Below are 23,084 nucleotides of genomic sequence, written 5' to 3'. Positions count from 1 at the left end.
TTCTATTGCAGTAGGTTTTAACGTGGAACAAACAGGTCTTGGTATAGTTCTAGGTACTTTACCTATAAATCCAACTACAATCGTTAGGTTTGCTATTTCAACCTGCAAAATCACAGCTGTGAACATTCTCTAAAATTTAGAGATGTATAATAAAAAATAGCACCAAATGCCCATCAACCTAACATTTTGAAGTACCCCCAAAACAAAAAATTGTACATTTTCACCTGAGGATGCCAATTTTCTCGTTTTGGGGTAATTCTGAATTCTTAAGTTGATGGGCATGTTTAGAGAAGGCCATTTTGATTAATCTTTATTCGAGATGCCTTCTTTTTGTTTGTAAAGAACCCCTTCATAAATAGTTTTTCTTTTTGAAACTGTGAAAGTAAACTTTTAAATAAAAATTCACTTTCAATGTCATATAAGAAGAACAAAAGATAAGTCGTCTTTTGTTCTTAATAGGGTCTTACCAGCAGCATCCGTTACTTTAGAAACACTCCTATGAGATATAATTATTGATGGTGCTTTTTAGGTGATATAATGGAGGTAGATTACTCATCTAATGATGAAGGGAGGTTTACGCGTATGGAAGTAACATTTACAGTAAGTAAATGGGATGAAAAGCCAGTCAATGACACTAGAAAAGATTTCCCTATTAATATTGCCCATGTCGAATATGATATTGACGGTGAATTAAAAGGAAAAGCTTTTGTTGAATATTTATTATATTATTTAGAATCAACTATAGATGATGGACACTTGGCCACTGCTAAAATTTCCGGATTTTTACATTTCGAAGGAATTTATAAGGGAAAACGAGGGACATTTACAGCTATAGAGCAAGGGATATTTGATAAAGGAAATCTAGATTCCCCTGCAACAATCATCAAAGCTACTGGTGAATTAGAAAGCCTGAAAGGGTCCTATAATTATAAGTTTACAGGTCAAACCAGTAAAATGATTCTAGACTTTGAATTCTAACAAAATATCTTATAATTTAGCAAAAAGGGCATCCACTGTAATACCAGGAATGTCCTTTTTTAAACTAAATTATACCGAAAAACAAGACTCAAAATTTTCAATGGGAGGAAATGATATGAGGATCACGATACAAGAATATGTGGTCAATGAAATAGATTCAGGACCATATGGAATAACCGTAGGAAAAGACGGAGCATTGTGGTTTACGGAACAGAAAGGGAATCGAATTGGTAGAATAAATGCTAATGGTGAAATAAATTCTTTCCCCATTCCGACAGCAAATGCAGGAGCTATGTCAATTATCTCGGACCAGACCGGTGACTTATGGTTTACGGAATATAACTCAAGCAAGATCGGTAAAATGTCGATGAACGGTCTTTTTGAAGAATATGTACTCCCTACAACGAACGCTGCACCTTTTGGCATAACGGAAGGCCCAGATAGAGCAATATGGTTTACAGAAATGAATAATGGTAGGATCGGAAGAATAACAAAGTCAGGGGAAATCACCGAGTTTGAATTGCCTAACTCCAAATCATTTCCCTCTTTTATTACTCTGGGATCAGATGGGGCATTATGGTTTACACAGAATCAGAACAATAGGATTGGGAGAATAACCACTAAAGGTGAGGTGACAGAATATCCAATCCCAACACCCAACTCCGGACCAGTTGGAATTGCGAGCGGATCAGATGGAGCAATATGGTTTGTGCAAATCATGGGCAATAAAATTGGTAGAATTACGTTCGAAGGTGCGGTCAAAGAATTTGTTATACCGACGCCGAACGCTCGCCCTCATGCCATAATACCCGGGAAGAACAGAGATCTTTGGTTCACGGAATGGGGAGGTAACCAAATCAGCCGTATTACAGTTGAAGGAGTTATTACGGAATATACGATACCTACAAATAATGCAGAGCCACATGGTATCACGTTTTGTCCGGATGGCGATCTTTGGTTCGCTGAAGAGTGTAATCAAATTGGACGTCTAACAATCATTACGTAATAGGGATATCGTCCATCGCTATCAAGCTCAGAAAAGTAAATATCCCAAAACGAGAAAATTGACATCTCCAAGTGAAAATGTACATTTTTTTGTTTTGGGCGTACATTAAAACCTTATCTTGATGGCCATGGTGACCCGTCCACATTTTAACGAAAATATACGGAACTGATAACAAGCAAGCAAAACAATTATATACAGGTGCAGCACAACAAACTCAAGAAATTATTGAATCTTTAAATCCTCGTCTTCTGCAAATTGAACATGAAGAGCCTCAGTACAAGTAATAACATAGTACCTTTCACATAAAATATCGTCCACATGGAAGAGTGCTGAGATTAGATAACGATTATCAAAATGATGATTACAATTAATGGTTCTCACCACATCACTATTAAGATAAGAGAAACAAGTATCCCAAAACAAAAAATGTACATTTTCATCTGGAGATGCACATTTTTTCGTTTTAGGTGTGTTATAAAATGCTTAAGTTGATAGATGTGTGCGGTGACCCCTATGTCCATCAAGGTAAAATGAAATCATATTTCAAAAATAAAAAAGACCAATTACGGTCCTTTTTTCTATCTCTCTTATACAGACACTATCACTGTGTAACTTTATTAGAAACAAGTAATTTTTCAATACATATAGGCAACATATCTAATAGCGTTTCAAATGCGTAATTTACGTCCAGACGCTCCGTCCATTGATGTGCATCTTTTCCTACTGGCCCCATATTTAATACTGGAACGTCAAACACTTCTAATTCCTTAAGTGGAATCGAATAACCTTTATCCCATAATGGCATATTGTCTACAAGGGAACTCATTGAATCTAATGGGTACTGCAAGCCCACATAGCTCAAATCTGAAATTCCTCCAAAATAATTTTGATTTTCAAATGTAATGCTATGATTATAGTGGGCATACTTTTCCATTTCTACAACTACCTCTTTAATTAAAGGATTGTTGCGTGAACTCACAGCTGGATAGTACGGCGGAGCAAAGAAAAGTACAATCATCGGAGCCTTTTCTTTACATAAGATAGCTAATTTGTCTACTAAATCAATGGTTACCGCACGATCATCTTTATCTTCTCTATTTTTTATAATATTAGATTGAATTTCCTCTAATTTTTTTTGTCCATGTTGTTCAATTGCATAAGTGATAAGCTCTTCATATGTTAATACATTTACTTTAAGATTAGGCGGTATGAACGGATTATACTTAGAAAAATGATACGCTCGCTCCTCATACGATTCTTCGATTTTCTCTGCTACTTTCGTTACCTTTTGACGTAACAACGAAACTACATCTGTCATCGTTTTTTCTAGTAAAAACAAGTTAAATAATGTGACAGCACGATGAGGAATTTGTACAGAATAATCCTCCTTTAAGTCCCTTTGAAGCAAGTTAGTTGGTGGAGGACTCGCTTCCCCTTCTACAATATCACAAAGGTCCGTATTCAACTCTAATTCTGCTGTTAATAATGAAGCCATATAACTCCCATTTAATCCTGCAAAAGGTTCGCCTACATGTGTCTCTTTTCCATAGCAAAGGAAACCAGGTAACACCTTCCCAATAGAACCAGTATAAATATACTTATTTTGATCACCAGGATGCCTTGAAAACATAGGCTCTGAATTTAGGACCGTTTTATATTCTAAGTCATGTTCTCTTGCTAAATCTAATAATCTCGGAACAGCAGCCCTCATCCCTACAGAGTTCACTTCTTCATCTGGAACAGCCAATAAAAGAACATTCCCATCAAATCTTCCTTCACAAGCTTGCTCAACCATCGCCATTTGTAAAGCTAGACCACATTTCATATCCATTGTTCCTCTACCAAATAGCCAATCTCCTTGTTCTATATCTTCCCGTACATGATCTGGTAGCTCATCTTTATGAGAATAAAACATAGATGTTAACTTTTTAGGGTTAAATGCATCTTCTTTCCACACTCCGTAATCTTGTACATCTACAACATCAAAGTGGCTAACAAGAATTACGGTATTTTTCGTACTATCGCTTTTCTTTACTAGGGCTGTAACAAAATATCTTCCATCCCCTGTCGGATTTTTTTGCAAATGATGCGGATTTTGTTTGAAATACTGTAAGTCAGCTAATTGTTCTACAACAAAGTCTGGCAATATAACTTCAGCTTCTGAACCTGTAATACTAGGAATTTCAACAAGATTGCTTAATAATTGAATCAATTGTTCTTTAGATTGCCACTTTGACATATAAATCCCCCTATTTTTCCGCATTATGAAATTCATTTCCAATATATGAATAAAAAATGACGACAGCAATCAAAATTATAATTCTGATGTACTGCCGATTTTTATTGATATTTCATGAGCAGCTTGTTTTACCTTACTAATAAGAAAAGATAGTCGATCATCATTAATGCGATGACTAATTAACCCAACACTTAATGCTCCTACTACTTTATGATTAAATCCGATAATAGGTGCAGCTACTGATGCTGTCCCTTCTGTTTTTTCACCATAACTCACAGCATATCCTTCATTTTTTATCTGCTTTATTTGATCAAGAAGAATTTGCTTTTGTTCTGGTAAAGAAGAAAGTAAATCTTCTACAATGTATTCCATTTCATTCGTTGTCATATTAGCAAGCATCGTTTTATTTGCGGCGCCAATCGAAAGAGGAATCTGTTCCCCTAAGTTATCGATAACTCGAATTTTTAAAGGGCTATCAATTCTTTCAATGATAATAGAATGTGTTCCATTTGGAATGTTCAAATAAACACTTTCTTCAACTTCAGAGGCCAAACGCTTCATCACTTCTCTTGCAACAGATCTGTAGTCTACCTTCTCCAATTGACGTAATCCTATTTCCATCCACATTGGTCCAATCTTGTACTGTTTTGTTTCTGAAATTTGCGTAACTAATCCATGCTCCATTAGAGAGTTCAGTAACCTATGTACTGTACTAACCGGGAGATGTGTTCTATCAGCTATATCAGAAATAGCCCAATACTCTTTTTCATTTGTAGAATTCAGTAACTTAATAATACCTATCGCTCGATCAATGGACTGTACCATAACTCGCCTCAACTTTACTTGTAGTATGTTTAGCCTAATTAACTATCAATTTATCAAAAATTCAAACTGAAATCAATTAATTTATTTAATTTTCTAAAAATAGAGATATAACACTAACAGCAAGTTGAAAACGCAAACAAAAAACTGTTGACTTTTCTTCTTAATTATCTGAAAATTATAACAAGATTTCACATCACGGAATACATTCCATAATACGGAAAAACATCGAATTTCATACTACCAATTATGAAAGTGAGGAAAACAATGACGCAAGTAAACAATACAAAAAATGAATTAAAGCGCACGATGAAAAGTAGACATTTATTCATGATTGCACTCGGTGGTGTGATTGGAACTGGGTTATTTAACGGATCTGGTTTTATAATAAGTCAAGCTGGACCTGGTGGATCCGTACTTGCCTTTATGGCCGGTGGATTATTAATGTATCTCGTTATGCTATGTCTTGGTGAGCTTGCTGTAGCAATGCCAGTTTCAGGTTCCTTCCAGGAATATGCCACTAAGTTCATCAATCCCGCAACTGGGTTTACCATCGGATGGTTGTATTGGCTAAGCTGGGCAAATACGACTGGTCTTGAATTTACAACTGCCGGTATTACAATGCAGCGATGGTTTCCTGATATTCCTGTCTGGGTTTGGTGTTTAATATTTGGTGTTACAATATTCACTATTAACGCATTATCCGCTCGTAGTTATGCAGAAACAGAATTTTGGTTTTCAAGTATTAAAGTATCTGCCATTATTGCTTTCATTATTCTTGGCGGCGCCGCTATGTTCGGCTTTATTGATTTAAAAGGAAACGAACCCGCTCCGCTTCTTTCAAATTTCGTAAATCATGGTGGTTTATTCCCAAATGGACTCGCCGCTATCTTATTAACAATGGTTACAGTCAATTATTCCTTCCAAGGTACAGAACTTGTTGGAATCGCAGCAGGTGAAAGTGAAGATCCAGCAAAGACTTTACCTCGCTCTATTAGAAATATAATATGGCGCACAATGTTTTTCTTCGTCTTAGCAATCTTTGTTCTCGTGGCTTTAATTCCTTGGGAAGAGGCAGGATTAACAAAGAGTCCGTTTGTTGCTGTATTTGATAATATAGGTATTCCATATGCAGCTGATATTATGAACTTTGTTATTCTTACTGCTGTTCTTTCTGTCGCAAACTCAGGACTATACGCTGCAACTCGAATGCTTTGGTCATTATCAAAAAATGATATGGCTCCAGCCTTTTTAAAGAAATTATCATCACGAGGGATACCTCTAAACGCTTTAATCTTGACGATAGCTATTTCTGCTTTTTCTCTTTTGACAAGCGTTGTAGCTGCTGAAACGGTTTACTTATGGCTGATTTCAATTTCTGGAGTCATTACAATTATTGTTTGGATGTCAATTTGTGTTTCTCAATTCTTTTTCCGTAAACATTATTTAGCCGAAGGTGGAAAATTAGAAAACTTAAAATTCAGAACTCCACTTTATCCTCTTGTCCCAATTCTCGGTTTTGGATTGTATGGCATTATATTAATAAGTCTTATCTTTATCCCAAGTCAAAGACTAGGAATCTATTGCACTGTACCATTTATCATTTTTTGCTACACCTACTATCACTTTAAGATTAAGAAAAAAACTGCTAATAACACTCCTACAGAAACTAAAATTAGCGAAACTTCGTAATACTATACTTAAAATCCCGCACATTGCTTTTACTTTGTGATAAGAACCATAATTTTGCCAAAACGGCAAGCTTATGGTTCTTTTTGTTTGCGGCAAACATACGCTTCCAGGATTTGAAGAATATTTTTAATGTCGCTTTTAAATAAAGTCACGGTGTTTATAAAAAAGACGCGATGTTTTGTCCCTTTGGATCTGTTTATCTAAAGAGATGTTTTTATAGTGAAAAGAAGATCTGAACTGAAAGGCGGATTAAGGAACTGCTGAGTAGCAATAAAGTTACTCCACTAAAGGGCCAGATTGTTGAGGAACGTTTCCAGGCAATTAGATTATTCAAGTTTGAATAGACCATTGAGATTGCGAAGGTTTTCACTTAAATTGACGGGGCAGTAATACTCAATTAAAAATAATGGTAAAGTTAGCGAAAAGAAGAAGGATTGAAAATCGTATAGATTCATTCATTGTAATACATTTTAAGTTTTTGTGTGGCGAGGTATTTGAGAAGTAAGAATGATTTCACCAAAAAAACCATTGGAGCTCCAACCGGTTTTTATATGACTATTTTTCCAGACCTAATTTAACATCATAACAAATTATAAATAAACAGTCTATACTTTTGATTAGATTTTTTATATAGTTTGATTGACAGCAAAATCTAAGAAAAGGGGTGTTATTCATTGAGAATCACTTGTCACCTTGATCAATCTGATTTACAGGAGTATATGCAAAAGGTCTTTGGTACCAGTTATTTGGTTTCTAGTGTAACGAAAATGCATGGCGGTGCACAAAAGGTAGTCTATAAGATTGACTGCAGCAATGGATTTTCCTGCGTTCTGTATGTTTGGGATATTACCATGAATTATTTTCAAGAAGAAATAGCTAACGGAGATATACATGAGCAATCCTATAGTAGTGATTTATTTGAATTAAATAACAAGTATTTAATCCAACAAGGAATTCAAACTCCCCTTCTATATGATCTGAATACGGAAAGAAACCGTTATCCTTATGATTATGCTCTCGTTGAATATGTAAATGGACAAAAGGCAGAAGTTTATTTTCAACATTCCGATTCATATGTTAAAGATAAAGTGTTTCAGCGGATAGGAGATATGCTGGCGGACATGCATACCAACGAGAGACTTACTCATGGGAGAGCGAATCAAAGTGGGATCAACACGGAAAAATGTCATCACTTGCAAATGAAGAATGCAAAAAAAGATTTAGATTACGCATGCCAACATATTGACAGCATCAGGGCTAGTCATAGCAATCTACTCGATACATTGTACGAGCTTGAATCAAAAATTGAACCAAGAAGTCGTTATGGATTTATACATGGGGAACTCGGCCCTGATCATGTATTAATTAATGACAAACTAGAACCTTATTTGATTGATATCGAAGGAGCCGAATTCTTTGATATTGAGCATGAGCACAGTTTTTTGCAGTTTCGATTTGGGGATTATTATCGATATTTAAAGAATGATGCTCTCGATCCCAACAGGATGTTATTCTATCGATTCCATCATCATATATCCTTAACTTCAGGCGGGTTGAGATTGCTTCACAGAGGATTTCCGAATCAACAATTTGCAAAAGATCTAACCGATCACCATTCTCTTTGTGCACTGCGTTTTATTGAAGGTTGAACTTATGTCATTAAAAATTAAAAGATAGACAGGAGTTAAATACAATGATAAAAGGTTTCGGAGGAATATTTTGGAGAACTAAGAATCTTGATGTTATAAAAAAATGGTACAGTGAAGTGTTGAAGATTGAAATAGAAAATTGGAATGGGACTGTAATTAAACCCGAATTAGGAACTGAGACTATCTTTTCTTTCTTCACCGAAAATGACAGTTATTTTCCAACAGAACAACAAGTGATGTTAAATTTCCAAGTACATAATCTAAACGAGACTATTCAGCATCTTGAACAAATTGGTGTACCTCTTGAAAAGAAAGAAGAGATTAGTGAATTTGGAAAGTTTATTTGGATTAAAGATCCTGAAGGCCGATTGATCGAACTTTGGGAGAAATAGCCGGTTGTAATCATTTGCTACTAAGCTAACTAGTGCTTTAGTTCAATAAAAAAAGTTGATTCCTTTGAAGTGCACCTCCGATTATTAGACACAGTCTAACAATCGGAGGTGCACTTTTTTAATCTAAATTAATACTTTTAATAAAATCAAAATGATCTTCATCAGCTAATTTATCGATATAACCTGTTATATACAGATTTGCTTTAGATACTTCCGTATTCTTAAATTCAGAATAAAAATCAGGAGAAAATGGTACTTCTAAAACAATAATAGTAGCACCCTCGCTTAATTTAATAGTCTAAGTTTACATGCCCTTATTTTATCTATCCAACTTAGTATAAGCCTATCCATTTATTAATAAATTACAATTATCTTAAATATCTGAATTTTACATAAATTAAAGGTTATCCCCCAAGCAACCTCGAACATTGTAATAAACATACATAAGGAGGTTGATCTATTTTGTTTCGTTCATTTACAAATGGATGTGTTGCCCTTGTGCAGCGTTTCTTACCAGAACCGTTTATTTTATCGTGTTTATTAACTGTTTTCGTTATCTTCTTCGGCATGTTTGCAACGCACCAAACACCGGTAGAAATGATTACGCATTGGGGCAATGGCATTTGGGGACTTCTCGCCTTTTCTATGCAAATGGCTCTTGTACTCGTGACAGGATCTGCATTAGCAAACGCTCCTCTTATTAAAAAAGGATTAACGAAAGCAGCGAAACTACCGAAAACGAATGGACAAGGTATTATTGCTATTTCAATCGTAAGTTTACTAGGAGTATACATAAACTGGGGATTTGGTATTGTTGTCTCTGTTTTATATGCAAAAGAAGTCGCAAGACAGTTAGAAGGATTAGATTATAGGTTAGCAATTGCTTCTTCCTACTCTGGATTTCTCATTTGGCATGCAGGTCTTTCTGCTTCTATCCCTCTTACATTAGCAACAGGCGGCGAAACGTTAATAAAAACGACAGCTGGAAGTATTAAAGAAGCGATTCCAATAACAGAAACTTTATTCTCGCCATATGCTCTCGTTCCAGTTATTATCTTTTTAATTACGATGCCTCTCATTAATAAAGCAATGCATCCAGATGAAAAACATACAATTACAGTAGATCCAAGTGTGTTCCATGAAGAAGCTGCAGCTCAAGAAGTAGAGCAAAAAACATTCGCTGAAAAAATGGAAAATAGTATGATTATTACACTTTGCATCGGGTTATTAGGTCTTATTTATATTTTTAACTATTTTAGTACGAAAGGCTTTAACCTTACACTTGATATCGTTATTTTTATGTTATTAATTGCAGGCCTTATTTTCCACCGTACTCCTATTCAATATATTCGCGCTTTCTCTGACTCAACTAAGAGTGCTTCAGGTATTTTACTTCAGTTTCCGTTCTATGCTGGAATTATGGGCATGATGATTGGAGTAAATAGTGAAGGGCTTTCGCTTGGAGGAGCTATTTCTACTTTCTTTATTAGTATTTCAAATGAAACCACATTCCCGCTCTTTACATTTTTAAGTGCTGGCATTGTAAATATTTTCGTTCCATCTGGAGGCGGTCAATGGGCAGTGCAAGCACCAATTATGATTCCAGCTGGCGCTGAACTTGGTGTACCTGCTGCGAAAACAGCGATGGCAATTGCATGGGGCGATGCTTGGACAAATTTAATTCAACCTTTCTGGGCATTACCGGCATTAGCGATAGCTGGTTTAGGCGCTCGTGATATTATGGGATTTTGTGTTGTTAACTTACTATATGCAGGATTTATCATTAGTCTATGTTTCTTATTTATTTAAACGGAAAGCTAGTTTTATACTAGCTTTTTTATATAATAAATCATTCGTTATCTATACAGCTTATTACCTTCCTCCACTCTACCTCTGCATGATTTAATGCTTCATATATAAACAAATCTTCACACACCTTTTCAATCATATGAGGATTGTTCTTAAGGAAATTCCACTGCAATACTTTAGGAAGAAAATATGTTTCATATTCTTTACTTCCCTTTATTACCTCATCAACTTCTCTTTCACAAATCCCTCTTATTAAATAATCATTTCTTAATTGTACCTGAATTTGTTTTAACGTTTCACTACACTTCTTCAATTGGACTAAACACTTAATATACGTACGAAAAAGTTCGTCATCATAATTGCAACAATTTATAATACGATCGATTTCATTCATAAATTAAATCTTCCCTTTCTTTAACATCTCCTCTACGATTTGCACATTTTTCGAACTTTGTAATAAACGATTTAATACTGTTAGTAACTCTTCTTTTTCTAAACCATTCAGTTGTTCTTTAACTGTACTCTCACCAGCACTTTGAATATCATAAACGACCGCTGCCATATGCTTACAAAAATTCTCATAAGGACACTCACAGCTACTTTCTGTAAAATCTTCAAGATCAATAATCACTTCATAATTCCCTGCATTTCCAGTAACGAAAGCAAATACTTTCTTGTCGTGTATTTCAACATCTTCTACATGTCCTTCTTCATAGTATTCATGCCCTCTATCTATAATGTACTTTGGAATCCATTTCGTTATATCTTTTAATAAGTAAGCGTACATAACAACACCCCTTCCTTTAATTCCCTTTTGACTTCAAAAACCCTACATGTTATTCTAATAACTGTCAAGTAGCGAGTCTACGTGACAAAACGACTGACACCTATTCGGCGAAGGTGTCTCTTTTCATTTGCAGCCGATATGAAGTGCCTCTTTCAGGCACATTCAATCTTTGACACTACACACTCAACACCATTCCCTGTATCAGGCTGCTTTAGCAGTCTTTTACTCTACATACTTCAAAAAAAAGAGAGCTCAGCTCCCTTTTCCCGCTTTATAAAGTACCCCTTTTTCAGCATAGAGATATTCATCATCAGCTAAAGTAATTTTCCCATCCAGTTTGAGTTCATCTAATAATCTTGATAAATAAAATTGATGTAACATTTTTTTAGTGAATTTTCCTTCATGATGCGAAACGATATGTTCTTGAATATCTAACAATGATATTGGCTTATCCTGCTCTATCATATATTCATAAACTGTACTACGCAGTTTTACGTATTTTTCGAGTGTCACAGTACTTCGCAACCCCTTTCTTCTTATTATATGTTTTCGTAATCGGTTTTTTTGCAACAAAAAAACCTCTCCGATAAGAAGAAGTTACGTATATATCTTCGTCTTATCTCCCAGAACAAATATGTTCTGCTGGAATTAGCACCTGCATCGCGGTTGCTGGGTTTCATCGGGCCAGTCCCTCCACCTCTCTGGATAAGAAAATATTCACTTAAATCTTACTATACGTAATTTCACTTTAATTGTCAAACAAATACAACAAATTATATTTTCTTCCTTACTGTTCATACTATACATATATGAACATTCAAGGAGGATTATGAAATGCATCAAAATGCTCGCGGCTATGTACAAGATTCTTTTCAATCATTACAAGAAGCAAAACATTGTTTAGAAGAAGCACTACAAACTGTTGAAGAAGATTTTAATCGCGCACGTATTGAACAATCCCTTTACGCTGTAGAGCAAGCCCTTCAACGTTGCGATTACACCGTTCACATTTTAGAACAAGAATGAAAACTTCCCATCAAAAGATGGGAAGTTTTTTCAAATGGCATACTTCATCATTATTGCCGTTATTATTAAAAAATATACAGAATTAACAATTTCTAAAATCCCTACTTTTAATATAGAAATCTTTTTGCCATACAACATAATGGCCCGAATTACACTTGGTACAAATATGAGTGAACACCATGGATTTATAGTAAATACGATTACCGTTAATACAATATGATATCCCCAAGATATAAAACGATACTTCGGATTATTTTTTTCACGAATCATCGTTTTCACATAAAACGTACTTCCTAAAAAATATAGAAATGAAATAAGCGCAATGAATAATGCTGTTCTATCAATAAATTTCATTGAGAAATAATAACTTATTAAGCCGCCTATACAAAACACTATAATCGCGCAAATGTCATTTAGTAATGCTCGTTCATTTTTTTGACGAGCGTAATACATATTTACAATAAACAACGGAATCATTAATACTGCGAATAAAAGAATTCGCCATTCATATAATAAAGAAATCATCCCAAATACAAATGCAATGATAAAATAAACAATTGTAGCGTGTAGAAATTCTTTTTTTCGTCTTTTCCTTATGTACATGAGAAATGGATAAGTAGCTAGATAGATAAAGAACCAGGCTAAAAACAATGGGACATGATAAAAAGTAGGTTTGCCAAGTAATACACTTAATAGAAATGGAATAACAAGCATCGCCCATGCTCCATGCTGTTTCGGAATAACTAACTTCATTAACTATACACCTCCCTCTTGAAATTAGTTCTCACCTGCTATTATACAAATAATTTCATATAATAACGGATATATATTGAATCTATTTTTTGACAATAAAAAATGCTTCTTACAATATGTAAGAAGCATGAAAGAGGCAAACGAATATGTAAGTCGCGACCCTACCTTATATGAATATGCTTTTCTATGTCACCTTATGCTCATCTAATATACCGTATTTCTTTTTAAATCTTGTGAGGATCGTAATCCATGACGTACTAAATAACAGAAGGAAAATAACATTCGATATCGCGTGACTAAGATCGAAAGAAAAACTTGCGACATAGTAGGCAATAACTGTCTCCCACGTTGCTTCCTGTATAAAACCAAGAAGACCCCAAAAATTCATAATCCAGCCAAATAAAAATCCAACGACGAATCCGTACAACAGTCTTCCCCACAGTTTTTTCATTAAAAATGTATTACGTAATAGCCCAGCTATAAACCCGATCATGCCCCAAGAGAACATTTGCCACGGAGTCCACGGACCTTGTCCTAAAAAAATGTTAGATACAATAGCCGCCGTTGCCCCAATCATAAAGCCAGTTTCACTCCCAAAAACAATTGCAGAAACGATAATGACAAAAGAAGTCGGTTGTACACTTGGTAAAATAGAAAATGGTACCCGGCTAACCGCTGCAATCGCCGCTAACACAGCAACGATAACAATTTCACGTGAAACAAACGACTTCCTTTCAAAACGGACGTAGAAAGGTAGCATAATGACAGCTAATAAAAACAAACTACTTACCATGTAATACCCGTCCATAATAAGAGTCGTAAAGAGTAGTGTACATATTACAACGGCAAAAATAAATATTATAAATGCAACATATCGTTTGGACACGCTTCGTACACATCCTCCCACGTTAATGCAAATGGCAACTCTCTACGGATGAATCGGTTAATAGATGTTGTATAAAAGAAGTTACCACTAAAGAACTCTTTCGGTGCATCATTCATAATGACCTTCCCGTCAAATAACATCATACATTGATCAACGTATTTCGCTGCAAACTCAATATCATGCGTTGCCATTACAATTGTTGTACCTTCTTTTTGCAACTGTTTAAATAGCTCTCCTACTCTTTCCTTTTTCCATGGATCTAGTCCCTTTGTCGGCTCATCCAGTAATAATAAAGTTGGCTTTGATAATAACGTTGTACATAATGCCAGTAATTGTTGCTCTCCGCCGCTACAATCATGTGGATGCCGCTCTTTAAGCGAATCTAACCAGAACTTTTTCAACATCTCTTCTGCTATTACTTTTCCCTCTTCGCCATATAATTCACGCGCACGCTCATAAACCTCTTCCCATACTGTATCAAATGTAAAATGATAGTACGGATGTTGCGATACATACCCTATACTTTTAAATCGTTCTTTCGAATCAATTTTATGTATCACTTTTCCATTCCACTTTACCTTACCTCTTCTAGCTTTTTGCAATCCTGCTAAAATAGTTAACAGTGTAGACTTCCCGGTTCCATTTTTCCCAACTAGAGCTGTCCATTTTCCCTTTTCGATGTTCACTGTTAAATCTCGTAAAATAAGTGGACTATTTTTTTCATATTGAAAAGATATATGTTCTGCACTTAAAATTACTTCTTGCTTTTCACATTGTTCTACTTGCCCATTCCTATATGATATCGCTGAAAAATCATTCATTTTCATTTGCGCTTCTCGCACTGTAAATGGAATATCTTCTACATTCCACTCTAAAAACAATCTTGGAATTTGCGGAATGAATGGACGGAACTTTTCTACTGCCCACATGTTCGCTATCACACTTTTAGGAATATCATCGTAAACAATTTTCCCGTTATTCATACAAACGACACGAGTCGCTAGCGACATCACTTCATCTAAACGATGTTCACTTAAAACTATCGTAATTCCAAGTTCTTCATTAATACGTTTTAATAATCCTAAAAACTCTTTTGCAGCAATCGGATCTAGCTGAGCTGTCGGTTCATCCAGTAATAATAACTTCGGCTGCATGACTAATACTGCTGCTAAATTTACTAGTTGTTTTTGACCACCAGATAAAGTATGAACAGATTGATGTAACAAATCTTGAAATCCTAAAAAGCTAATGAGTTCCGCTATTCTTTTTTGAATAATATGTGATGGTAGCCCGATATTTTCTAAAGAGAATGCTAATTCTTGAATAACTGTATCCATTACGAGCTGATTTTCTGGATTTTGAAATACCATACCAATTTCTTGTGCAGATAATAAATCTGGTACATCTTCTAATAAAGCACCATCATAATATGTATGCCCAGAACGCGTGCCAATTGGAAGTAACTCCTTTTTGAAATGTTTCAATAAAGTTGTCTTCCCAGAACCTGAACCACCAGCAAGTACTATAAATTCTCCTTTTTGAACAGAAAGAGAAATATGCTGTAACGCTTCTTCATTTTCATCAGCATATATAAATGATAAATTCTTTATTTCTGTATGCGCCACCATATCCATTCCCTTCCTTCCATTACAATCGGTAAACTAATAAACATCATAAATAGGAAAAACATCATTCCATCGTATTGCTGGAACAGTATTGATTCCACTTTCGGATAAATGATCAATTTCCCTCCACCGTAATAACTAAATATGAATGAGGCTATAAATAGAATACTTAAATAACTTAGCGTGTACCAATCGCGTCTTTCCATTCTATACCGAATATAAGTCGTACGCTTCGTTACACCAAACCCACGAGCTTGCATAGAATCCGCCGTTTGAAGTGCATCTTCTAACGAACAAACTAATAACACTTGCAGTAATTGCATTCCATTTTTTATACGCTCAATGAGTGAACCTGAATCTAATTGTACACCTTTCGTTTTTTGGACGAGTGTAATTTTCTTTAATCTTCGTATAAATAAAGGAACGAACCGTACTGTAATCATCGTTAACAATGCAACTTTCGGTGAAATTCTTGAAAACAAATATAAAAATTTATGACTCGAAATAATATCGTTATAAGAAGCAAACGTAAACATAATCGCAACTAATAATAATCCCATAACAAGTCCATACATACAGGCCTCAAGCTTAATCCGGCTATCCCCTAAATGAAATAACGTAGTCGCTCCTCTATGTGTTAATAAAGAATTAAATAAAATTACCATAAGAAAGAAAACGATTGTACCCGGTAACATCTTTCTTATTTTTTCGCTATTCCCTTGCATGATATTTATAATAACGATTAGTATAATTGCTCCAATTAAAAAAAGAGGATGAAGACACATCATACATAGTATCATCACCCCAATATAATAGAAAAAATTCACAAAAGGATGTAAAGCAGAAAAGCTTATTTTCATAGTCCTTTACCGAAGATCCTTTCCTATTTTAATACATACACCCACTCGATTGTATCTCCTGGTTTTACTTTAACTACACCAGCACTATAGTTTGGAAAAGCACCGTTCACACGGTATTTCCATCCACTCGTATCAGTAACATCTTTTTCATATAAATTATTAATACCTTTTACATAAATATCACCTTTAGATCCCATTACATCAAGTTCTAATCCTGTGCTCTCTAGCACACTATAAACAGTGTCGCCTTCTTGTACATCAACCTTCTTCGCACCTAATAAATATCCTTCATTTCCTTTTACTGAGATAGTAACTTGTTTCGCTTGCGGTACTGGTACTGGATCTGGTTTTGGTGGTTCAGGTTTTGGTATTGTCGGAGTTGGTATGTTTTTCTCCTCTTTATTCGGGTCTACTTTTTGTTCCTGCTTTGGTGTTTCTTTCGGCTGATTAACAACCTTTGCTTCTTCTTTAACCTCTGGAGCTTTCGGTTGCTGAGGTTTCTCTTCTTGTACTTTTTGTTGTTCCGGTTGTTTATTTGCAGCAGGCTGTTCCTTTGGTTTCTCTTCTTTCTTTACTTCAGGTTGTTCCTGCGCTTTTGCTTCTTTTTGTTTCTCTTCTACTTTTTGTTCTTCTTTATCTTTCTGCTCTTCTTGTTGTTTCTGTTCCGGTTCAGCTTGTTTCTCTTCCTGTTTCGCTACTTCTTTTTGCTCTTCTTGCTTCGGTTCTGGCTTCTTCTCAGGCTTTACAGCCGTTTCTTCACATCCGGCTAATAATCCCAATGAAAGAACTAAAGAAATGAACCATTTCATCTTACTCATGCTGCCCCTCACCTTTCATAATAAAGTGAAACTTTAATGAGTGGAGATTTTGTTCATCCCCACTCATTATTAGCCCTCACCTTTTATAATAAAATTAGGAGCAAATGATTGCTCCTAATTTTTGTTAAGCTGCTTTACGTCTCCATAATACATATGCAGAAGCAATACATAATACACCCATACCTACTTGTGTAGCTGCACTATGAGAAGATGCTCCTGTTTGTGGTAATTGATTCTTATTCTTATTTGTTTCTTTATTAACTCGTTCGTTATCTACAACAACTTTTAGATTTTCATCTTTTGGTTGTTTTTGTAACTCTTCTTGTTGTTTCGGTTGTTCTACAACTTCTTTTTCTTCTACAGTTGGTTCTGGTTCTACAATTGGTTTCGTATCGATTTCATTCTCTACTACATTTGACCAATCATAAATCGATTTTCCAAGCTCTTTAAACTGAAGTAACGCTAAAAACGCTTGCTCTGTAGCCATTCCACTACCGTTTTGATCACTTGGTAACCATTTGAACTCACCATTTGGAAGCTGATATGACATTAAATTTTGTACTGCTTTATTAAGACGATTGTGATCTACATCTTTAACTAACGATAGTCCAATAATTGCTTGTGCAGTACTATTAGAATTCTCTTGTCCATCAGCGGCAAAACCACCATTGTCTAACTGCTGCTTATATAAGTAATCCACAGCTTTTTGAATAGCTGGCTTAACGTCTTGTTGTTCTTGATAAGGAGCTAATGCTGCTAATACCATACTTGTTACATCAACGTTACTAGCACTTTCTTTACTACTTGAACTATCATATGTCCAGCCACCGTCTGTATGCTGCGCTTGTAAAAGTGCTTGTACTAAAGCAGCTCGATTCCATTTCGCTTCAACTGGAACCTCATATTTCTTTGTATCTAATGCAAGTAATGTAAATGCGTATCCTGTAACGGAATTCACTTTATCTGATTCAAATAAATTTTGTACTAAATTTTGTCCCTCTACCTTTGTAGGATCTACGTTCATTGCATTCATCATAATAATCGTTCTAGCTAAATCTGTTGCTGAAAAACGATTTAAACGCTTCTTAACCTTTTCAGCTACTGGCTTAACATAGTTTATTTTCGTTTCAAGTGGAACATTTACACCTGAACGAGCAAGTCCAATCGCAACCCAATCACTACCAATTCCATCTTGTAACATCTTTTCTGATGTTTTAGAAATCGCTTCGTTTAATTGTGTTGCTGGAATTTCGACTTTCTCTTGATTTGGTTGTTCTGGTGTTTTATCTTCTAGTTTTGGTTCCTCTGTGTTACCATCTGGTTTTTCTGTTTTCGGTTCTTCTGGTTTTGGTTCCTCTGGTTTACCATCTGGTTTTTCTGTTTTCGGTTCCTCTGGTTTTGGCTCTTCTACAGTTTTACAAGTGCCAAATTTATCTAACGTTTGTTGCAATGTTTCTTGACTCATATTGCTCCAGTCTGCAACGTAACGAAATGCAACAACATCCCCAGACTCTAATTTATAACTATCCGCCCCAACTTCTGCAGATTTGTCATTTACATCATACAACCAACCGCTCGTTGCTCCGGCCATTAATCCATCGATGCCCTTTATATACGTTCCAAATGACATACTTTCAGATGTTACTTTGTCACCCATGACTTTTTGTAGCAAACTAAAAGCCGTTTCTCCATCTTCAATGGAAACTTCTTTTGGACATAACATAATTCCTTTTTGTGATTCACCAATAATTGCAAGTTTCGCTGTCTTTCCTTCAGCAAACGTAATATGTACTGTATTCGCAAAAGAAACAAATACAAGTGCCACTGCCATTAATGATGTAAGCAGCCATTTCTTTAACATTGCCATCCCAAAATCCCCTCCCTTTACTAACATTTACACAAAAAAAGACCCTTTAAGGGCGTGCGGTTGACACTCTCTTTTTGTAAGTGTCGAACAAAATGTACAACACCTCCTACCCGCATTATTCGCGGCTATATTTGTATAGGAAAAATAATTTCGTTTATGAACGCACCATTGTGATAACATTCACTTTTCTAGGCAAAATTTACTTCCAATCAAGTTATCGTAAAACGATAAACCTATACATTCGTAAATTTTAAATTTCTGTATTATTTTACTATTGACAAAGAATTTTGTCCATGCTTTATCGGATTTATTTTCTAAGAATAATAGCTTAATAAGCTTCCATTAAATAGAAGTCACCCCTCACTATGTAAGCTTTTATCACTAACAATAATTCCATCTTCATCTACATAAACATATTCATTCGGTTTCCATTCAACTTCACCAAATTGCAATGGAATATTTCTTTCTCCTTTTCCTTCTTTTATACTTCTATTTGGCATCGTCCCTAATGCTAAAATACCGATATTAATAGTTTTTAGCTCCCTAGAATCACGAACATATCCATTTACAATAATTCCTGCTAAGTTTCTTTCTTCCGCAATAGCTGCTAAATTATCACCGAGTAACGCACAATTTTTAGAAGCTCCACCATCAACAACTAATACTGTTCCTTCCGGCAGTGTTTGTAACCCCTCTTTTACTAGTACATTATCATCCTTCACTTTTACCGTTGCGATTTTCCCATAGAATTGTTCTTTCTTCCCATAAGATTGAAAAGACTGGCGACATATTTGTAATTCCTGTTCAAATTCATCACATAGATCCGTAGTTTTCCACATCTCTTTCCCTCTTTTCTTTTCCTTTTATATTACATATTCTTGGATTTTTTTCGTTTCCCTGTCTAATGTTGCAATAATTTGTATGTACGGTGAAAGTCATATACAAATGAAGGAAAATAAAGCTTACCACTTGAAACTATTGCTTTAAGTAAAAAGCTTTATTATAATCTATTCCACTCCTATGAAAACCATTTGTTCTAGCATAAACATAAGAAGGGATTGATCATAATGATCAATCCCTTCTATCAAAGTATAATACCTTTAAACATCTTAGTTCCAAATTTTATTCACCCATTCAGGATGATCAATAAAAGGATTGCGATTATGTTGATATTTTGTAAAAATTACTTCATTACGCTTTCGCTCTAAATCATCGACCGGGTCTTGCTCATTCCATTTTAGTAAAACAGATAGTTTCCCCATGTATGGATCTTTATTGTTATTCACCTTTTCATTTAGTTCTAAGTCTATTTCGCCGTTGTCTCCTTCGTAACGAACAGCCATGTAAAACAGCATTCTAGCAATATCTCCTTTTACATTATCACGAGGTTCCCAAGAATCACTATCATATTTACATTCCGTCGCTTCCGAATGATTCACACCACCATTATCAAAATCCAGATTTCCACGTGAACTGTTTACAGATACATCCGTCGCTCTTAAATGATGCAGATCTGTTCCAGGTCCTGCAGCCGTTCCAAAATCACCGTGAGATTTTGCCCAAACATGCTCTCGGTTCCAGTTATCAACTCCTGAACCATTCGTAAATTTCCCTTGCGAACGCCCAGTATATAAGAGTAACACATTATTTTTATTATTTGGATCTTCATCAGTATCTCTTAGCGCTTCCCAAACCGCACTGTATGATATCTTTGTATGATTATCAATAACATTATGAAGTTCCTTCTTTAATTCTAAACCCGTTTTTCCTATAGCGTTATTATAATATGTATCGTCATAGTTTTTTACAGTAATCTCTTGTGCTGAAAACGTATCTACTTGTGAAGAGGCAGAAACTACTTCACCATGTATGATATCTGTGAATGATAGAGATGCAGAGCCTAAAATAAAAAATGAAGATAGTGTAACCATAGCAAGTTTTGTGTTTCGGAACTTCATATACCCATTTCCCCTTTAAAATATAATTTGAGTTGATTAATCAAAAGAGCCTATGTACATAGTTTCTTCTTCATCCTGTTCTCCTAAATTTCAGTTTCATCTATTGCATAAACAATTTCACTTTTCACAAAGAATATTCTTCTCTAGTAAAAATCATTAAACTATTCTCTTAAAGTAAAAAGTAGTTTAATGATAACTTATAAATTTCAATTTTTTTATGCAATTATACATATTTGTTGAATCTCTCATAAAAACATTTTGAATAAAAATCATTCAAAGAAAACCGTGCAACAAAACATATAGAGTCTAGGACAGAAATAATAAAAATCAAGATGATAGCTCGACTTTTCCTTATTTCCATAACCGTCTTTATTTTTTGTGTAAAACCCTTCTTCCTCTGAAGAATAAGTACAAAAATAGATTGGATACCATGTAGGCACCAATCTATTTTAATTAAAGAAACTGTGTTAATTCTGAGTTCACAACACGTTGTGCAGTAATGATAACACTTTCAGCTGTTATTCCATAAACACTATATAGTCCACCAGGTTGATTAGGAACAATTTGAACTTCATATTCAAATGCTTGTCCAAAAGCAGGATGAACTAAACTTAGAGTTTCAATAACAGAAGTATTAGAATTCACATTGAAGTTTACCTGTTCAATTAATACTATTGAACCGTCAAGTCTAAAAACTCTAGCTACTCCAGTAAGTGGGCCCGCAGTACGGTTAAGGATTTTCACCCTAACTCTATTTGCATTAGCAGGTTGATTTCCCAAGTTTTCAATAGGACCCGTAGTAAAAGCCATATTACATTCACCTCCATTATATTATTATGATATTCACTATTACACATTAACGCTATAAACTAATTACTCAATTCATTTTAAATAAAAAAGCTCATTTCTTATCTTTTTTTAATAAGAAACAAGCTTTTCTTTTCCAACAACCATTCCTAAGATAGGTCTATCTGTCTCAGAAACTTTTGGAGTTACTTGACGTTTATGATAAGAATAGAACTGATTTTATTTATTTGGCATCAAATCTATATATTTTTTAACTACTTCATATACATATTCTTGATTTGCCGCTGCTGTATTTGGGTTGTATTTTCCGCCGTTTGTTTTATTGTTAGATAATACTCGAATCCCTAAGAATGGTACGTCATAAGCTTTTGCGATTTGCGCTGCGGCAGCGCCTTCCATTTCTTCTACAGATGTACCGTATTTTGTATGGAACCACTTAATTCTATCAACTTCATTATTCCAAACATCTGCTGAACCTATAGTACCTTCCACCACTTTACCTTTTGTATATTTATCTTTTACTGCATTAGCTGCTGCAAGTAAATCCTTATCTCCCTCGTAGTATCGAATTTTCTCAGCATTTGGATCTTCTCCTGCACTCCCTTCAGAAGCCATTAAGTCCATAGATATCCATTTTGTCGGTTCAATCCCTTGGTTCTCATCCATATTTGTTGTTTTTAATGAACCTATATTCGCGACTTTTTTTCCTAAAACAATATCAAATACATTTAAATTAGGATCATGTCCACCTGATGTTCCTTGGTTAATAATCGCTATAGGCTTATATTTTTCAATAGCCACTGCTGTAGCGGCTGCTGTATTTTCCATTCCTTTACCTGTTTTCGCAACGATTACAGGATAATTGTCTACAGTTCCTTTATAAAATACAAAACTCCCAGATTTTTCTTCTTTCACATTTTTTAACCTTTTTGCAAATTTTTCAGCTTCTATTGGCATTGGGCCTTGAATTAAGATAGGGTTTTGAGTGCTTTTTGCCTCCGCTACTTTTTTTGGACTAGCATTACATCCTGCAAGTATTGAGAATGACAATGCGATAGTAGTTGCTAGGGAAGCATATTTTTTCAACAGATTTTTCTTCATAAATAATCT

Annotated in this window: 22 protein-coding genes, 2 pseudogenes and 1 riboswitch; of the genes and pseudogenes, 9 read left to right on the top strand and 15 right to left on the bottom strand. The window is 35.0% G+C overall.

The window, feature by feature from the left end; all coding sequences use genetic code 11:
- From MR071_RS22690 to MR071_RS22675, 4 genes and pseudogenes are all read left to right on the top strand, one after another.
- Nucleotides 1-133: pseudogene (locus tag MR071_RS22690) on the top strand (bclA protein); the annotation flags it as partial.
- A gap of 449 nt (nucleotides 134-582) precedes the next feature.
- The gene (locus MR071_RS22685; protein ID WP_078174465.1) at nucleotides 583-978 is read left to right on the top strand and encodes a DUF3224 domain-containing protein; all 396 of its coding nucleotides are present in this window, start codon (nucleotides 583-585) and stop codon (nucleotides 976-978) included.
- Nucleotides 979-1,093: 115 nt separating this feature from the next.
- Nucleotides 1,094-1,984 carry a Vgb family protein gene (locus MR071_RS22680; protein WP_242238071.1) on the top strand — a complete coding sequence of 297 codons (891 nt, stop codon included), beginning with the start codon at nucleotides 1,094-1,096 and terminating at the stop codon, nucleotides 1,982-1,984.
- A 155-nt stretch (nucleotides 1,985-2,139) separates the two neighbouring features.
- A pseudogene (locus MR071_RS22675) lies at nucleotides 2,140-2,268 on the top strand (DUF1657 domain-containing protein); the annotation flags it as partial.
- Nucleotides 2,269-2,585: 317 nt separating this feature from the next.
- Here the strand turns inward: MR071_RS22675 and MR071_RS22670 are convergent.
- Both MR071_RS22670 and MR071_RS22665 read right to left on the bottom strand, forming a co-directional pair.
- The gene (locus tag MR071_RS22670) at nucleotides 2,586-4,223 is read right to left on the bottom strand and encodes a M20/M25/M40 family metallo-hydrolase (RefSeq protein ID WP_242238070.1); all 1,638 of its coding nucleotides are present in this window, start codon (nucleotides 4,221-4,223) and stop codon (nucleotides 2,586-2,588) included.
- Between the two features lie 75 nt (nucleotides 4,224-4,298).
- Nucleotides 4,299-5,048 (bottom strand): IclR family transcriptional regulator, encoded by a 750-nt coding sequence (locus MR071_RS22665; protein ID WP_105587273.1) that lies wholly within the window; start codon nucleotides 5,046-5,048, stop codon nucleotides 4,299-4,301.
- 264 nt (nucleotides 5,049-5,312) lie between these two features.
- On the opposite strand from MR071_RS22665, the gene MR071_RS22660 reads away from it, so the two are divergent.
- The 4 genes from MR071_RS22660 (at nucleotide 5,313) to MR071_RS22645 (ending at nucleotide 10,587) form a co-directional block, all read left to right on the top strand.
- Nucleotides 5,313-6,737, top strand: a complete 1,425-nt coding sequence (locus tag MR071_RS22660; protein ID WP_105587275.1) for an amino acid permease — start codon at nucleotides 5,313-5,315, stop codon at nucleotides 6,735-6,737.
- A 719-nt stretch (nucleotides 6,738-7,456) separates the two neighbouring features.
- Nucleotides 7,457-8,386 carry a phosphotransferase gene (locus MR071_RS22655; RefSeq protein ID WP_105587341.1) on the top strand — a complete coding sequence of 310 codons (930 nt, stop codon included), beginning with the start codon at nucleotides 7,457-7,459 and terminating at the stop codon, nucleotides 8,384-8,386.
- A gap of 44 nt (nucleotides 8,387-8,430) precedes the next feature.
- Nucleotides 8,431-8,778: a VOC family protein gene (locus MR071_RS22650; RefSeq protein ID WP_105587276.1), complete on the top strand. Its 348-nt coding sequence runs from the start codon at nucleotides 8,431-8,433 to the stop codon at nucleotides 8,776-8,778.
- Between the two features lie 462 nt (nucleotides 8,779-9,240).
- Nucleotides 9,241-10,587, top strand: a complete 1,347-nt coding sequence (locus MR071_RS22645; protein ID WP_242238069.1) for a short-chain fatty acid transporter — start codon at nucleotides 9,241-9,243, stop codon at nucleotides 10,585-10,587.
- A 40-nt stretch (nucleotides 10,588-10,627) separates the two neighbouring features.
- Here the strand turns inward: MR071_RS22645 and MR071_RS22640 are convergent, their stop codons facing one another.
- From MR071_RS22640 to MR071_RS22630, 3 genes are all read right to left on the bottom strand, one after another.
- On the bottom strand, nucleotides 10,628-10,981 hold the full coding sequence (locus MR071_RS22640) for a group-specific protein (protein WP_105587277.1): 354 nt from the start codon (nucleotides 10,979-10,981) through the stop codon (nucleotides 10,628-10,630).
- 3 nt (nucleotides 10,982-10,984) lie between these two features.
- Nucleotides 10,985-11,374 (bottom strand): SWIM zinc finger family protein, encoded by a 390-nt coding sequence (locus MR071_RS22635; protein ID WP_105587278.1) that lies wholly within the window; start codon nucleotides 11,372-11,374, stop codon nucleotides 10,985-10,987.
- A gap of 252 nt (nucleotides 11,375-11,626) precedes the next feature.
- A complete protein-coding gene (locus tag MR071_RS22630) occupies nucleotides 11,627-11,947 on the bottom strand; it encodes a hypothetical protein (protein WP_242238068.1) in 321 nt (106 codons plus the stop codon).
- A gap of 40 nt (nucleotides 11,948-11,987) precedes the next feature.
- Nucleotides 11,988-12,086: riboswitch (SAM riboswitch) on the bottom strand.
- A gap of 122 nt (nucleotides 12,087-12,208) precedes the next feature.
- On the opposite strand from MR071_RS22630, the gene MR071_RS22625 reads away from it, so the two are divergent.
- On the top strand, nucleotides 12,209-12,400 hold the full coding sequence (locus tag MR071_RS22625) for a hypothetical protein (protein ID WP_105587279.1): 192 nt from the start codon (nucleotides 12,209-12,211) through the stop codon (nucleotides 12,398-12,400).
- A gap of 30 nt (nucleotides 12,401-12,430) precedes the next feature.
- Here the strand turns inward: MR071_RS22625 and MR071_RS22620 are convergent, their stop codons facing one another.
- From MR071_RS22620 to MR071_RS22575, 10 genes are all read right to left on the bottom strand, one after another.
- Complete coding sequence (locus tag MR071_RS22620) at nucleotides 12,431-13,153, bottom strand: YwiC-like family protein (protein WP_105587280.1); 723 nt, start codon at nucleotides 13,151-13,153, stop codon at nucleotides 12,431-12,433.
- A gap of 184 nt (nucleotides 13,154-13,337) precedes the next feature.
- Nucleotides 13,338-14,039: an ECF transporter S component gene (locus MR071_RS22615; protein WP_105587281.1), complete on the bottom strand. Its 702-nt coding sequence runs from the start codon at nucleotides 14,037-14,039 to the stop codon at nucleotides 13,338-13,340.
- Nucleotides 14,012-15,673 carry an ABC transporter ATP-binding protein gene (locus tag MR071_RS22610; protein WP_142395919.1) on the bottom strand — a complete coding sequence of 554 codons (1,662 nt, stop codon included), beginning with the start codon at nucleotides 15,671-15,673 and terminating at the stop codon, nucleotides 14,012-14,014. The genes MR071_RS22615 and MR071_RS22610 overlap by 28 nt, the downstream gene beginning before the upstream one ends.
- Nucleotides 15,646-16,524 carry an energy-coupling factor transporter transmembrane component T gene (locus tag MR071_RS22605; RefSeq protein WP_105587283.1) on the bottom strand — a complete coding sequence of 293 codons (879 nt, stop codon included), beginning with the start codon at nucleotides 16,522-16,524 and terminating at the stop codon, nucleotides 15,646-15,648. Before MR071_RS22605 ends, MR071_RS22610 begins: the two co-directional genes overlap by 28 nt.
- Nucleotides 16,525-16,547: 23 nt before the next feature.
- Entirely contained in the window at nucleotides 16,548-17,342 is a 795-nt protein-coding gene (locus MR071_RS22600; RefSeq protein WP_242238067.1) for a DUF4430 domain-containing protein, read from the bottom strand.
- Nucleotides 17,343-17,466: 124 nt separating this feature from the next.
- Nucleotides 17,467-19,209 carry a DUF4430 domain-containing protein gene (locus MR071_RS22595; protein ID WP_242238066.1) on the bottom strand — a complete coding sequence of 581 codons (1,743 nt, stop codon included), beginning with the start codon at nucleotides 19,207-19,209 and terminating at the stop codon, nucleotides 17,467-17,469.
- Between the two features lie 353 nt (nucleotides 19,210-19,562).
- Nucleotides 19,563-20,048, bottom strand: a complete 486-nt coding sequence (gene rraA, locus MR071_RS22590; RefSeq protein ID WP_193647716.1) for a ribonuclease E activity regulator RraA — start codon at nucleotides 20,046-20,048, stop codon at nucleotides 19,563-19,565.
- 270 nt (nucleotides 20,049-20,318) lie between these two features.
- Complete coding sequence (locus MR071_RS22585; RefSeq protein ID WP_242238065.1) at nucleotides 20,319-21,167, bottom strand: endonuclease I family protein; 849 nt, start codon at nucleotides 21,165-21,167, stop codon at nucleotides 20,319-20,321.
- 453 nt (nucleotides 21,168-21,620) lie between these two features.
- Complete coding sequence (locus tag MR071_RS22580; RefSeq protein WP_105587288.1) at nucleotides 21,621-21,977, bottom strand: ATPase; 357 nt, start codon at nucleotides 21,975-21,977, stop codon at nucleotides 21,621-21,623.
- A 216-nt stretch (nucleotides 21,978-22,193) separates the two neighbouring features.
- The gene (locus tag MR071_RS22575; RefSeq protein WP_242238064.1) at nucleotides 22,194-23,075 is read right to left on the bottom strand and encodes a 5'-methylthioadenosine/S-adenosylhomocysteine nucleosidase; all 882 of its coding nucleotides are present in this window, start codon (nucleotides 23,073-23,075) and stop codon (nucleotides 22,194-22,196) included.
- Between the last annotated feature and the right edge of the window lie 9 nt (nucleotides 23,076-23,084).

The organism is Bacillus cereus group sp. BfR-BA-01316, from assembly GCF_022664195.1.
Lineage (GTDB): Bacteria > Bacillota > Bacilli > Bacillales > Bacillaceae_G > Bacillus_A.
The sequence above is the reverse complement of the archived record's forward strand: the minus strand, read 5'-3'. Positions and strand labels throughout refer to the sequence as shown.

Coding starts and splice junctions, on each gene's coding strand:
- MR071_RS22685 (WP_078174465.1), top strand. CDS start 583: ATGGAAGTAACATTTACAGTAAGTAAATGGGATGAAAAGCCAGTCAAT.
- MR071_RS22680 (WP_242238071.1), top strand. CDS start 1,094: ATGAGGATCACGATACAAGAATATGTGGTCAATGAAATAGATTCAGGA.
- MR071_RS22670 (WP_242238070.1), bottom strand. CDS start 4,223: ATGTCAAAGTGGCAATCTAAAGAACAATTGATTCAATTATTAAGCAAT.
- MR071_RS22665 (WP_105587273.1), bottom strand. CDS start 5,048: ATGGTACAGTCCATTGATCGAGCGATAGGTATTATTAAGTTACTGAAT.
- MR071_RS22660 (WP_105587275.1), top strand. CDS start 5,313: ATGACGCAAGTAAACAATACAAAAAATGAATTAAAGCGCACGATGAAA.
- MR071_RS22655 (WP_105587341.1), top strand. CDS start 7,457: ATGCAAAAGGTCTTTGGTACCAGTTATTTGGTTTCTAGTGTAACGAAA.
- MR071_RS22650 (WP_105587276.1), top strand. CDS start 8,431: ATGATAAAAGGTTTCGGAGGAATATTTTGGAGAACTAAGAATCTTGAT.
- MR071_RS22640 (WP_105587277.1), bottom strand. CDS start 10,981: ATGAATGAAATCGATCGTATTATAAATTGTTGCAATTATGATGACGAA.
- MR071_RS22635 (WP_105587278.1), bottom strand. CDS start 11,374: ATGTACGCTTACTTATTAAAAGATATAACGAAATGGATTCCAAAGTAC.
- MR071_RS22625 (WP_105587279.1), top strand. CDS start 12,209: ATGCATCAAAATGCTCGCGGCTATGTACAAGATTCTTTTCAATCATTA.
- MR071_RS22620 (WP_105587280.1), bottom strand. CDS start 13,153: ATGAAGTTAGTTATTCCGAAACAGCATGGAGCATGGGCGATGCTTGTT.
- MR071_RS22610 (WP_142395919.1), bottom strand. CDS start 15,673: ATGGATATGGTGGCGCATACAGAAATAAAGAATTTATCATTTATATAT.
- MR071_RS22605 (WP_105587283.1), bottom strand. CDS start 16,524: ATGAAAATAAGCTTTTCTGCTTTACATCCTTTTGTGAATTTTTTCTAT.
- MR071_RS22600 (WP_242238067.1), bottom strand. CDS start 17,342: ATGAGTAAGATGAAATGGTTCATTTCTTTAGTTCTTTCATTGGGATTA.
- MR071_RS22595 (WP_242238066.1), bottom strand. CDS start 19,209: ATGGCAATGTTAAAGAAATGGCTGCTTACATCATTAATGGCAGTGGCA.
- rraA (WP_193647716.1), bottom strand. CDS start 20,048: ATGTGGAAAACTACGGATCTATGTGATGAATTTGAACAGGAATTACAA.
- MR071_RS22585 (WP_242238065.1), bottom strand. CDS start 21,167: ATGAAGTTCCGAAACACAAAACTTGCTATGGTTACACTATCTTCATTT.
- MR071_RS22580 (WP_105587288.1), bottom strand. CDS start 21,977: ATGGCTTTTACTACGGGTCCTATTGAAAACTTGGGAAATCAACCTGCT.
- MR071_RS22575 (WP_242238064.1), bottom strand. CDS start 23,075: ATGAAGAAAAATCTGTTGAAAAAATATGCTTCCCTAGCAACTACTATC.